Genomic DNA, 12,089 nt, shown 5'->3' on the forward strand with positions numbered 1-12,089 from the left:
CTGACAGCTGAAGTTCGCCCGGAACGCTGGTATTGATTTTTTCTCTAAGAACCTCTATCTCTCGGCGAAAACTTGCCGTTAGTTTCAGCCGAGAGTATGTTTATTGCAGGTATTTAACCTAATAAGTTTCTCACCTGTTGTGTTACCTCATCCTGAGATACGTCATTTCTCAGAGATAGGGAACGGTAGCTGTCGCCACCAAAATTACGGTCCAATTCTAATAGCACGTGGGTTTGATCCGATGTGGCAACAAACGTCACTTCCACTTCATTGAGGCCAAACAGGGCAAATTTGTTTGGACGGTATTCCAGCTCCTGATAACAGCCAAGTGATGACTGAAAATTTCGTCCCCGAACAGCTCCATCCTCTACATCCGATTTCATCAGGCTATAACCACAGGCGTCCATCGCCTGCAGGACTTTATTTTGTGTTGATGTTGCCATAACGACTATTGGGTCTTTATCTTTGGCATCCAATGCCATATCAATATTCAGACCTGTCGCCAGCCAGACTTTTGTCTGGTTTCGGCTGGCACCATTATGGGTGATCGGTGTTTCCAGCGGGAGTTCAGCCTGAAATGGAATTTCTCGGGTTTCACCGGGCTGTATCGTGAAACGATCTGCAACATGCCAGTGGGTCAGTGCTTTGTTTACGACCATTTCGGTGTCATCACGCTCAACCTTTACCCGAGTCATCAGCGTCAGATCCAGTCCGGATATATCCTGCTCGGTATCTCCGCCTTTGATCATAATCGTTGCGCTAAAGCGCTCTCCGGGGCACAGCGTTTCAGTATGAAGTAACGTGTCGACTTTTGTACCGCCAATACCAACACTGGCCAGAATTTTCTTTAACATAGCGTGTCCTTGGTTTTGTAAACAGAGACTATAAGCGTATTTTGTATCGCTTAAAAAGAGCTAACCTACCGTTTTATCTGATATTTCTTTGTCATCTGTCCAGGGAAAAGGTTTCAATACTATTCTTAATACTAATTATGTGGATGAAATTTTTCAGATCAACTAGGATGCCTTTTTATTTTAAATTGTTCGGGTTTGACTCTTGAATTTAACATCCTGTCACTATTTTCAGATCCCATTCAGGATCGCAGCCAAATTTTCAGACCGCTTCTTTTTTCTGTTAACTCTGATCTTTTTCGGTACACATTATGCGACGGCTGCTTCTCCCTTAAGAGTGGTCACATCCGAGTTCCCGCCTTACAGCTACAGTGCTGGTGGTAGTGCTGAAGGCATTGCTGTTGAAAAAGTGCGCAGTCTTCTGGATGGAGCCGGACTTGATAGCCAAATTGATGTTTATCCTTGGGCGCGAGCTTATGAAGTGTCAATGCGAGAACCCAATGTACTCATTTTTCTGATCGCCCGGACTCCAGAGCGTGAAGCGTCATTTCATTGGATTGGGTCTTTAATTGATTTTGATGTGAAGTTGTTCCGCCTGTCTGAACGGCACGATATTCAGATTAATAGTCTGCAGCAGTTGAATGGGTTTAAGACCGGTAGCCTGAACCGGGATGTAAAAGGCGAATACCTGAAGCAACAGGGAATCAAAACCATCAATTACGCGACGGAAGAAAGTGGGGTTCATATGCTCAAGCGAGGGTATATTGATCTGATGCCTGCTGAGGTTAACTCTTTTAATTACCGGGTACAGCGTCTGGGCTATTCTCATCAGGACTTTTCGGTTGCCTGGGAGCTGAGTGCTATTTCTAAACCACTGTATCTGGCTATGAGTCAGGACTCTTCACCGGAATTGATTGAGAAGGTCCGACGGGCATTTGAGCGCCTGCCTTCAGCCCATTTAGCGGAGTGATAATAGCTTGTTATTCGGAACTACCTGTTACTTTGCTTGAATATTATTCATTTATCATATTATCGCCCTTGCCGATATCACCCAAGAGCTATTTATCTTTAATCGGTTAACTTCCGGTAAGTACCGGATCTGAGGTGTGCTATGAAAATTCAACAGGGACAGTTTAATCTGCGCTCCTCCCATGAGACCTTCCAGCAATTGATCCGGGAAGAGTCTCTGGAGGTAACCAAACGTGTGGATGGCAAGGATGAAACACTCACCTATCAGAGCAGAAACAGTGCGACCCGTGTTTCTCTGAGCTATTACGGCTCTGCTCATAACTCTCAGGAAGAAGCCGAAGATACCTATAACCGTTTGCCTGGGCGCAACGGTAAGGGCAATGCTAATGGCTTTGAACATGCGAACCCTCCCGGTCAGGAGATGCTGGAGCGTTTTAAGAGCGGTGACAATCAGGTCACCGCAGAATCTTTGGAAGCTGCTACACCTCTGGATGCGGAAACCATTGCTGATCTTCGCATGCTGACCTTTGTTCAGCTGATGGAGCAGATGTTTGGTTTAACTGTTTCAGTCGAGGATCTGGATCAGTCTGAACGTGACCTGAAGGATATGCAGAAGCTTCGTGGCCTGGGCGAACAGTTAGATGCGACCAAGCCGGCCAGTGATCGGGCTGCCAGAGGGCGAGAGGGGCCTCCGCGTAATGGTCAGCAGGTGACTTTAACCACCCGAACCTTCTTTCATGAGGAAGAGCACACTCGAATGTCCGCTGAAGGTAAGGTAATAACAGCCGATGGTCGTGAACTGGAGCTTTCACTGGATATCGGTATGAGCCGAACTTTCCAGTCAGAGAGTTTTATGAGTATCTCTGAGGGTAACCTGAAAGATCCGCTGGTGATCAATTTTGACCGGCCGACGGTAGGCCTGAGCGACAAGCTGCATTTTAAATTTGACCTTGATGCTGACGGTACTGATGAACATTTGCCGGAATTATTGGCCGGCTCCGGTTATCTGGCGCTGGATCTGAATGGTGATGGCATTATTAATTCAGGACATGAGCTTTTTGGTGCGAAAACCGGTGATGGTTTTGAAGAGTTGGCGAAGTACGATGATGATGGGAATGGCTTTATTGATGAAAATGATGCCGTTTTCAGTCAGTTGAGGGTCTGGGTGCCAAAAGGTGAGGGTGAAAGTGAACTCTATGCCTTACTGGATAAAGATGTCGGCGCTATCTATCTGAAATCGGAACAAACCCCTTTTGCGTTGAAAACCGATGATACCAACCGGACTCAGGGCTATGTGCGGGAGTCTGGTGTGTTTCTGAAGGAATCAGGTGGGGTTGCTTCGGTGCAGCAGATTGATTTGAAGGTTTGATTTTATCCGCTTGAAAGCTCCGGTTTATTCTGATGCCGGAGCCTTTCCATGATCCGATGCCCGGAAGATGACCCTCAGGTATTCACCTCAAGAGTTTGCCAGAGCGCCTCTGCCAGCTGGCTATGCGTTGCCGCTCTTAACCGAATCAGATAGATAGGCACCTCGCTTTCGGAGGCGTAGTTGTCTACCACCAGGGGCTTCAGAGCCCCGTCTTTCAGATCATTTTCAATCATATGTTGTGGAATTCTCGCCCATCCCATTCCCGCTTTAACCAATGCCTGCTTAACAACATAGTCGTTGACATACCAACGCAGCCCACCGGGAATAACATTCACATGATCAAAGGGTTTTGAGCCGCTATCAGCAACCAGAATGTGTGGTTTGTGTCTCAGAAGATCATGACTGACAGGCTGCTGTGTGTCCGGCGGTAATAAACCTGGCGCTGTGACGCAGATGATTCTGATCTTAAAAATCTCAATAAATTCGTATTGATGATTAAGCCCCGTGTTGGGTCCGATAGCCAGTTCCGCCTGATGGGTATCCAGCTGTTCTAATAAACCGGAAAGATGTTGAGTGCTGAGATTCATCTGCAATCTGGAGTATTGATCACAAAATCGTCTCAGTTGGCTCAATCCTTCAGGCAGTGCGCTCATCGTACTTAGGGCAATAGAAAGGCTTGGAGGTGTACCATCCATGAGCTGATGTCCAAGGCGTTCTAATGATTCAGATTCCTGTAGCAGTCGCTTAGTTTGCTGGTAAAAGCTTTTCCCTTCAGGTGTCAGGGTCGGTCGATAGTTGCTGCGGTCCAGCAATTGCAAAGAGAACTGGCGTTCAAGATTGGCGATAGCAGAACTGATAGTGGATTGCGTTTTATGCAGTTTCTCAGCAGCAGCACGAAAACTGCCACTTTCAACGACTGCCGCGAAAGCCTTTAGCTGTTCATAGGTCATCACAGAGGCCCTTCAGATAGGGGATTAAGAACTCGCTTAGCATCTTTAAAAAGACTTATTCTATCGCTGATGATCGCTTCTATCATTTATTTTGATAGAAATAAGTCGTTATTTTTCGATCATATAGCCCGGTATTATCCATATTCTGATTAAGTTGATTGAGGCTGGAAGATGTTTGAGTTAAGTCTGTTATGGATTACTTTGGCTGCTGTTGTGACAGGTTTTTCCAAGTTTTCCACCGGGGGGATGGGGCTTCTGATCTTGCCCCTGGTCATGCTGGCCTTCCCTGGCCCCGAAGCGCTCGGAGTCATTATCCCGCTTTATGTCATCACTGATCTGATGGCGATTACCCGCTATCGAAAAGGGTTGGATCTGAAGGTGTTATTCAACCTGCTGCCATTGGCAATTTTGGGGGTTGTACTGGGAGGGTGGTTACTGGCGAACACCACGGCATCGCAGTTTACCGGAATGCTGGTCATGCTGATTATTGGTATGCTTTTGCTGAGTATCTGGCTGGAATATCGTCCGGCTAAATGGATGCGATATCCTCTCATCGGGCAGGTGGTAGGGCTTATGTCAGGTTTTATCAGTATGATTGGTAATGCTGCGGGGCCAATTTTCAGCCTTTATCTGATGGAACAAAAGCTGGACAAAGCAGGCTGGGTTGCTACCCGTGCATGGGTCTTTACCTTGATTAATTTGGCTAAGGTGCCGGTTCTGATTCAGGTCGGACTCCTGAATAGTGAGACTTTTCAGGCCAGTTTGATTGGTATTCCTGGTTTATTGGTCGGTGCTGTTATCGGAGGGTGGGTAATGCAGCGGATGAGTTTGTATCAGTTTCGTTGGCTGATTCGAGCCATGGCGATGCTGGCTGTTTTGAACCTGCTGGCTTTCAAATGAGAGCGTTTTAACCTTGGCTACAGCTTGGGGGAGTAAGGGAGCCTAATCGACTCCCTTTTGCATATCAGGTCAGTGCTGATCTGAGGTTTAATCAATCAGGCCGTACTGATCGCGCAGAATATCAATGATCTCTGCTTTCGGATTATCAGACAGTACCAGCTTCTCGCCGGTTACTTTCTCCGCGATATCGATGTAAGTGCGGGATACATCCATCAGTGCGTCCAGTGGCAGGGCATTGTCACGGGCCAGTGCTTCGCGTTCCGGCATGCGGTCTTTGTTCAGCAGAATATCCGGATCCGGGAAGTGGTTCAGCAGCATCTGACGGAAACCTTCTTTAGACTTCTCGATCACCTTGCCTTCGCGGTAAGCCGGACCATCCCAGATGCGGGAAGAGTCCGGTGTACCCACTTCATCCATATAGATCAGCTTGTCGTTGCCTTGTGCATCGGTTACATAGCCGAACTCGAATTTGGTATCCACGAACACCTGATCGAGTGCCTCAAGCGCATCGCTGATCACCCCGAAACCTTCTTTCAGCAGCTTTTCATATTGAGCGATATCGTCCTGGCTGCGGAAGTTAAAGGCAGCAAAGTTATCGACGATATTGTCACGGGTGATGTTCACATCATCCGCTTCAGGAACACCCGGAATCCCTTTCAGAACGCCTTTGGTAGATGGGGTGATCAGCAGTTCAGGCAGTTTCTGATCTTTCTGCAGACCTTCCGGCAGTTCGATGCCGCAGAAGTTGCGCTCGCCCTTGCTGTATGCCCGCCACATAGAACCTGTGATGTACTGGCGGCAGATCGCTTCGATCATCACTGGCTTAGCTTTCTGGACGATCCAGACGAATGGATGCGGGATATCCAGAATATGACTGTCAGCCAGACCGTTCTCGCGGAATAGTTTGAACCAGTGGTTGGAGATCGCGTTCAGGGCCGCACCTTTGCCCGGAACTCCCTGCATGCCGCCTTCGCCGTGCCAGATGCAGTCAAAAGCCGAGATACGGTCGCTGATCACCATGATCGCCAGCGGGGCGTCTGGCTGAACGTTGTAACCTTTCTCTTTGATCAGGCGACGGCTGTCTTCTTCCGTCAGCCAGTAAACCGAGCGGACTTTACCGCTGTGAACCGACTGATGGGTACGAATCGGCAGATCGTTATTAACCGCCAATACCTGATTGGCAACGGATGGGTTTACAGAGCTCATGGCATCAGTTCCTGTTAGAAACGGTCAAAATTAAGAAGCCTCTCAGATCAGAAACATATTCGATGTTGCTGCGGGCTGAAAGGCTTTAAATCAGGTCAGGCAGTTTTATGTCCTGAAAAGTGTAACGCATGCTGATTCCGGAGCGGCTTGTTCCTGGGGCTGCTCCGGGAGTATTTTCCGGGTTACAGCTTTTTGAATTCTTCCGGGTCGTTGGTGATTTCCACATCAACGTTAGGGGAGGGAATAACATAGTCGTATACACGCTCCCAGCCATCCTCTGCCGATCCTGGTACGCGCTCCCAAACGGTACCCGCGTTGTATTGCACCAGCTCAGTAATGGTTGAGTCGGCTTTGCACATGGCATCCAGAGGGGCTGTCATCATGTTGTTCAGCTCATCTTCCAGATACTCTTCGGATTCATAACCGCTGTACATACGCCAGCCGGTATCATTCAGATGATCCGGAACGGTTTTGTACATAAAACGAATCGGCATACGCTCTTCAATAACCATGCGGGAAACCAGGCATAAAAAACCATTCTTGGTTTGATTGGTTTCCAGTTCAGGGGTCTTTGGATCGTCGATGTTTGGCGTACGCATAGGTTGCTCGCTTTAGTCTGGTGTTAAGTGTTCTGAATGCCGCGGTATTCTAATACAGAAGGGGGCAGAACGGAATTTTCCTGCGGGCAAATAGAAACGCCACCGCAATATTTGCCGATGGCGTCGTTATCATTTTTTCTCAGGCTAACACTTTGATTATTTTAGAATAAATTCTCTTTACAAAGCCCGCCTTTTAATGATGGCGTCTGAGATGCGTTATTGCATCGGTACGTCATTGATCACCATCTGACCATTTTGCATCTGGGCATTAAGCAACATATCTTCGTCGTCATCACGATAGGCGCCCATCTGGTTCAGCTGCATCGCCATGGTTGCAAAAATAGGCATGGAGTTGAACAGAGATTTGCTGATAGCCGCATTGCTTTCCATCTTCACATACTGGGTAAGAATCGGTGGAAAACTCAGCGCTTTGATCAGTTCATCCTGATTGGTTTCCAGGCTGACAACCAAATCACCATTGATGCGGCCTTCAGGGGTAACCACGTTCAGGTCGTGCAGGCTGAACTTTGCAGCATTAAGTGCGTCGGCAAATACTGGCAGGATCGTCTGAACGTCTTCAGGTGTCATATCTTCAGGCGTCAGGTTCTGGGCGATTTCCATCAATGATTCCATCTGCGTGACGGTCGGGCCGGTCAGCGAGTAGGAAAAGCCGCTTGGCTCAAAATCATAAAGCGTCTTACCAAATTCAGCGATATGAAGTTTTTCCAGCGACCAGTCACCGGAATAATGAACGGTTTCAGGTGCAGAATCCTGCTGCTGAATACTCAGGTTATCTTTGAAGTTTAGAGAGGAAGTACTGATCTCAACACGATCAGAGGTCAGATCCATATTGCTGATATTGATGGCGTTGCTGTAAGTCCAAAGTAGCTCAGTATACTTTTGGCCTTCACCTTTAAGGTTGGTTTCCCCAATGGTCAGTACATTGCCATCAGCATTCATCTTAAGACCGTTCCAGATGCCATTCGTGTCGTAAGCTCCTTTCGCTGCATCGTAGTTCAGGCGGATAATGCCGGGTTTCATGCGAATAGTGTTGCCATCCGGAGTCAGCGTAAAGCCTTCGATATAAGTGTTCAGTACGGAATTATTTTGAGAGATGACGCCATCAAAGTGCAGCGGAACCTTACCATCAAGATCTTTCAGGCTTTCTTTCATCTCGTCGGTAACAACGATTTCAGATTTGAACTCTGCATTCGTGAAACCATGGGTGATCTCATGCCTGATATCCAGGTAAGGCGCTGTACCATCCATGCGGGCTAATGCCGGGTCCTTTAGGATAAAGCGGGTTACCAGAGAGCTGTCATAGGCGTTTTTCTGATAATCTTTAAGTTGAATTTCGACGCCGGCTGATCCCTGGCTGGCATTAGCGGAAGCTACAGCGAGTTCAATCTGTTGTTGCGCCGTGTCACCAACTTTAACCGGGACATAGGCTGCAGCGGCAATACCTACTGCTCCAACACCAATTAAAATCCCTGCTGTACGTTTATTCATTCCAGTTCGTCCTGTTTCTTTAAGGTGGTGGCTAAATTTTGCTGATAAATTAGCATTAAGCAGCCGATAATGTTGTGATATGTACCTTGATTGGTGCTTTTATCGCTGTGTGATCAGTGGTACTTCTTTTAAACCATCGCTTCATAACTGACATTGGTAACGATATTAAGTAACTTTATAAACCGAAATTGATCTTAACTTTATTAATACCAGTACAATTAAATGTTCAGCTTCACGTGGCAGGCCCGTTATTTCAAAGTGTTTGCCTGTTTTTTTCAATAGTTATTGCAAAGAGTTTTGTGAGCAAATGAAATTCCTGATCTCGGGATTACGCACATTTATTGTGGCTTTAGTCGCTCTGTTTTTTCTGATCTTGATCGCTTTAAGTCTGGGCTGGCATACCCCTTTGGTGAATTATTTTGCCAGTCCCTATAAGGTCTCGGTTTCTCATACTGAGCTGAACTGGTTTCCTTTGGCTTTGGAGATTGAAGGCCTGGAGATGGGAGAGGGCGATGCCGCGTTGAATCTTGATCAGATTAGTGTTCGTTCCGGTTTTGGCTTCTTAACCGGTAAGCCGATAGAGCTCTACGTCCTGATGGAAAGCGGGCAGATCTCTTATCAACTGTTAAGCTCAGGTCAGGGGGATTCTGACTGGCAAGTGGCTGGCTTGGGGCTAAAACAGTGGCAACAGCTTTTTTCTTCTGCCCGTTCATCAGAGGCCGATCCCGAATCGGAAGCTGCCTCAGCTGTACAAAGCCCTCTTGCCATCCATCTTCAATCGTTGCAGATCAGCGATTTCTCAGTTGATAGTTTGCAGGATGGCTTGCCAGATATTCAGCTGGACAGATTGTTGTTTGGCCCTTTTCACACGGACCAGCCTGAGAAAAGCTCCTCTTTACAGGTTGAGTTGGCCACCGCAGGTGGACAGCTGAATCTCAAGGGTGCTCTTGCGCCACTTTCGGCCAAGCCCCGGGCAAATTTTGATATCGTGTTGCAGAATTTTGCTCCGGGACATGATTGGTTAGCGCAACTCCCCAAGGAGCTTAGTGGCACGTTGAATACAAAACTTGCCCTATCGTTAAGTTTACCTGAGTCAGAAGTCAGTGGTGGCTTGATGCGCACCGGGTTGCAGGCCCAGCTTTCGGGTGATCTGGCGTTAGCCCATGTAGCCTGGCAGCCTTTGATACCAGAAGCAGGGGTCACAGAAGATCTCAGTATTGTTGAAGTGAGTTCAGCCGACGCTAGTCCTGATGGGGTCAGTATTGATGAGAGTGCTATTGGCGATGACCCAGACGCGGTTCCGGTTGAGGAGATTAATGTTGAGCAGAAAGCCCCTGTAAGCAGCCAACCAAGAGAAGAGGTGGCTTCAGATTCAGATGGCAGCATTGACGAGGCGCAGTCGGATACGAATAAACGGGAAGGCTACAGTTTTGAAACACTGTCACTCAAAGGGATAGCTCTTGATATACAAATCGCTGATTTATCAGACCCTAAACCCGTAACAGAGTTAAAAGTCCGCCAACTCCAATCTGATAATGTTCGTGTCTATCAGGGTAATCTGAGTTTTCAGCTGCAGTCTTTACTTTTTAATCAGTTGCAATCAAAGGCCGACTTTAGCCAGGCTGATTCACCGGTACAGTTAACATTGGATGAGCTAAAACTGAATTCCGCCGCTTTTAGTCAGTCAGCACAGCGTTATTTGTTTGAATCATTGCAACTTAGCCAGTTTAAAACAGATGCTACTTTGTCTGAGGTTGAGCCCAAGGCGCAGCTCTCTTTTGATCAGCTTCAGATAAGTGCTTTTGATATGCATCGGCCAGATCTTAGTTATCAGTTGCAAGCTTTATCACTGCAACAGCTGATAGCAGATCTGGATCAGCTTGAGGCAAGTATCGAGGCGGGTGCGCTTAATCTTCGTCAGGGCGCGGTCAGCTATCAGCAGCAGGACAGCCCGCAGCAGACAAAAGAACAGCAACAGACGAAAAAGGCGGTGGCTGATGTTGCGTCCGATAGCGCAGAGATGGAACCTGAAAAGCGGGATCAAAAAAGCATCCAGCAGGTTAACAGCGAAGACAATACCGGGATTGCAGAAGCTGAATCATCACCCTACCAGATCCGATTTTCAGGTGAATCCATTCAACTGAATAACCACCAGATTAGCTACACGGATCTTAATCTTGAGGATTCTCCACTGACACAAATCGAGTTGAAGGAGATTAAGCTCAGCCAGCCTCGCTATCCTGCGGGGGAACCTTTTCCTTGGCTGGCGAATGTCTGGCTGAATGGACAAAGCCATTGGCAGGTCAAGGGAGAACTGCAAACTACTCCGCTCAAAATAAAGATGGCTATCGAGCAGTCTGGCCTTAGCCTGCCTGATATCAGTCCTTACAGCGAACACTACGCTGATGTGGTATTTGCTCAGGGAATGATGGATAACAAAATAGAGCTGACGATCACCCCGCAAAGCCTCAAGGGCAGCTTAGGGTTTGATTTCACTAATCTTGATATGACCCTGAAGGGTTCTCAGGCAAATCTTAACCTGCCCTTACAAACCGCTTTTTCACTGTTAGAAGATTCCGACAGTCGTATTGAACTCAGTATCGATCTGGACAAGAAAGGCAAAGATTTTAAGGTAGGCACTAAGGCTATTGTAAAAGAACTACTGCTCGCTGCCAGTCAGAAAGGGGCTGTAGCGTATCTGAAATATGCTCTACAGCCTTATGGTGCCTTACTGACTCTGAAAGAGGTCGGTTCTGGTTTGTTAAGAAGCGGCTCCCTTCCTCTTGAACCTGTTTTATTAAACCCATTGCAGGAAGATTTTACGGTTGATCAGCAGGGCTATGCCCAGAAAGTTGGCGGTATTCTGGAAAATAAATCGGAGTTTAATCTGCACTACTGTTATCTGTCGTCTGATGCCGAGCGGGAACAGCTGCTCAAGCAACTTGGCGATGCGGATAAAGCAGATTCAGCCTTTAGAGCACTCAATCAGACCCGGCTGACCCGATGGCGCAAGCTCTTTGCGGAACAGGGGCTGGCTTCCCGAATCAACCAGTGCACTCAGGCAGAACAAAAGAAACACCGCAAACAACTGAAATCTGCTGAGATTCAGCAGAGTCGTTTTACCCTGCTATTGAAACCCTAAATAGCAAAAACTAGGGATTACCCTTTGCCGACAGGGCAAAGTCTTCCCTGATGAGTAATAATAAGGTCTGACGCTTTTTGATTCCTGAAACCTATCAGGCTGACCAAGAATTTTAAGGAGATACCGATGAAACTGCAGGCCGGAAAACTACTGCCTTTGGCCTTAGCCGCAGCACTGCTGGCCGGTTGCGCTAGTGATGATATTCAGGAAATTGAAGCCGGTTATGATGAAGAAGCCGGTGCGGGACCAATGGCGATGGCTCATGTTGGGCACGTTACAACGGAGTGGCCTGAAGCACCGGATCAGCAGGGACTGTTAACCACCGCACGTGCTGAAGCGGCTGTGATTCGTACTCATGCCGACCTAGCCGTGCAGCGTGCAGAAGATTCCGATTGGGTGAAAATGCATGCGATCCACATTCGCCATGCACTGACACCTGAAGGTGTTGGACCCGGTAAGGGCTACGGCTTGCTGAAGGCGGTTGAAGGTGTCAAAACCCACATGGCGTTGGCCATGGATCAGGATGATGTGTCTGATGCTATCGAATTTCACGGTGAACAGATTGTAATGAGTGCCGACTCTGTGCTGTTGCGT

Annotated in this window: 10 protein-coding genes; 5 read left to right on the forward strand and 5 right to left on the reverse strand. The window is 47.7% G+C overall.

Features of this window, described 5'->3' with window-relative positions:
• Positions 1-113 precede the first annotated feature (113 nt).
• Entirely contained in the window at positions 114-854 is a 741-nt protein-coding gene (locus AC4GL5_RS17080) for a sporulation protein (RefSeq protein ID WP_490384013.1), read from the reverse strand.
• A 202-nt stretch (positions 855-1,056) separates the two neighbouring features.
• Between AC4GL5_RS17080 and AC4GL5_RS17085 the strand changes: the two genes are divergently transcribed.
• On the forward strand, positions 1,057-1,821 hold the full coding sequence (locus AC4GL5_RS17085; RefSeq protein ID WP_490384014.1) for a substrate-binding periplasmic protein: 765 nt from the start codon (positions 1,057-1,059) through the stop codon (positions 1,819-1,821).
• A gap of 141 nt (positions 1,822-1,962) precedes the next feature.
• Positions 1,963-3,189 (forward strand): SPM autocatalytic domain-containing protein, encoded by a 1,227-nt coding sequence (locus AC4GL5_RS17090; protein WP_490384015.1) that lies wholly within the window; start codon positions 1,963-1,965, stop codon positions 3,187-3,189.
• Between the two features lie 74 nt (positions 3,190-3,263).
• Here the strand turns inward: AC4GL5_RS17090 and AC4GL5_RS17095 are convergent, their stop codons facing one another.
• The gene (locus AC4GL5_RS17095) at positions 3,264-4,139 is read right to left on the reverse strand and encodes a LysR family transcriptional regulator (protein WP_490384016.1); all 876 of its coding nucleotides are present in this window, start codon (positions 4,137-4,139) and stop codon (positions 3,264-3,266) included.
• 171 nt (positions 4,140-4,310) lie between these two features.
• On the opposite strand from AC4GL5_RS17095, the gene AC4GL5_RS17100 reads away from it, so the two are divergent.
• Entirely contained in the window at positions 4,311-5,039 is a 729-nt protein-coding gene (locus AC4GL5_RS17100) for a sulfite exporter TauE/SafE family protein (RefSeq protein WP_490384017.1), read from the forward strand.
• A gap of 87 nt (positions 5,040-5,126) precedes the next feature.
• Here AC4GL5_RS17100 and AC4GL5_RS17105 read toward each other — a convergent pair whose 3' ends face one another.
• The 3 genes from AC4GL5_RS17105 to AC4GL5_RS17115 all read right to left on the reverse strand — a co-directional run bounded on the left by AC4GL5_RS17105 (position 5,127) and on the right by AC4GL5_RS17115 (position 8,353).
• Positions 5,127-6,245, reverse strand: coding sequence for a phosphoribosylaminoimidazolesuccinocarboxamide synthase (locus AC4GL5_RS17105; RefSeq protein WP_490384018.1), 1,119 nt, complete (start codon positions 6,243-6,245; stop codon positions 5,127-5,129).
• Positions 6,246-6,427: 182 nt separating this feature from the next.
• On the reverse strand, positions 6,428-6,844 hold the full coding sequence (locus tag AC4GL5_RS17110) for a DUF2185 domain-containing protein (RefSeq protein ID WP_490384019.1): 417 nt from the start codon (positions 6,842-6,844) through the stop codon (positions 6,428-6,430).
• Positions 6,845-7,060: 216 nt separating this feature from the next.
• Positions 7,061-8,353, reverse strand: coding sequence for a DUF945 family protein (locus tag AC4GL5_RS17115; protein WP_490384020.1), 1,293 nt, complete (start codon positions 8,351-8,353; stop codon positions 7,061-7,063).
• A gap of 307 nt (positions 8,354-8,660) precedes the next feature.
• Here AC4GL5_RS17115 and AC4GL5_RS17120 point away from each other — a divergent pair, with 307 nt between their 5' ends.
• Positions 8,661-11,495 (forward strand): DUF748 domain-containing protein, encoded by a 2,835-nt coding sequence (locus AC4GL5_RS17120; protein ID WP_490384021.1) that lies wholly within the window; start codon positions 8,661-8,663, stop codon positions 11,493-11,495.
• Positions 11,496-11,621: 126 nt separating this feature from the next.
• A partial coding sequence (locus AC4GL5_RS17125) for a hypothetical protein (RefSeq protein WP_490384022.1) occupies positions 11,622-12,089 on the forward strand: 468 nt, incomplete at its 3' end.

The sequence above is a fragment of the Oceanospirillum sp. genome, from assembly GCF_982874595.1.

What these genes read in the sequence shown, in the direction of transcription:
- AC4GL5_RS17080 (WP_490384013.1), bottom strand. Translation starts at nt 854, where the DNA reads ATGTTAAAGAAAATTCTGGCCAGTGTTGGTATTGGCGGTACAAAAGTC.
- AC4GL5_RS17090 (WP_490384015.1), top strand. Translation starts at nt 1,963, where the DNA reads ATGAAAATTCAACAGGGACAGTTTAATCTGCGCTCCTCCCATGAGACC.
- AC4GL5_RS17095 (WP_490384016.1), bottom strand. Translation starts at nt 4,139, where the DNA reads ATGACCTATGAACAGCTAAAGGCTTTCGCGGCAGTCGTTGAAAGTGGC.
- AC4GL5_RS17100 (WP_490384017.1), top strand. Translation starts at nt 4,311, where the DNA reads ATGTTTGAGTTAAGTCTGTTATGGATTACTTTGGCTGCTGTTGTGACA.
- AC4GL5_RS17105 (WP_490384018.1), bottom strand. Translation starts at nt 6,245, where the DNA reads ATGAGCTCTGTAAACCCATCCGTTGCCAATCAGGTATTGGCGGTTAAT.
- AC4GL5_RS17110 (WP_490384019.1), bottom strand. Translation starts at nt 6,844, where the DNA reads ATGCGTACGCCAAACATCGACGATCCAAAGACCCCTGAACTGGAAACC.
- AC4GL5_RS17115 (WP_490384020.1), bottom strand. Translation starts at nt 8,353, where the DNA reads ATGAATAAACGTACAGCAGGGATTTTAATTGGTGTTGGAGCAGTAGGT.
- AC4GL5_RS17120 (WP_490384021.1), top strand. Translation starts at nt 8,661, where the DNA reads ATGAAATTCCTGATCTCGGGATTACGCACATTTATTGTGGCTTTAGTC.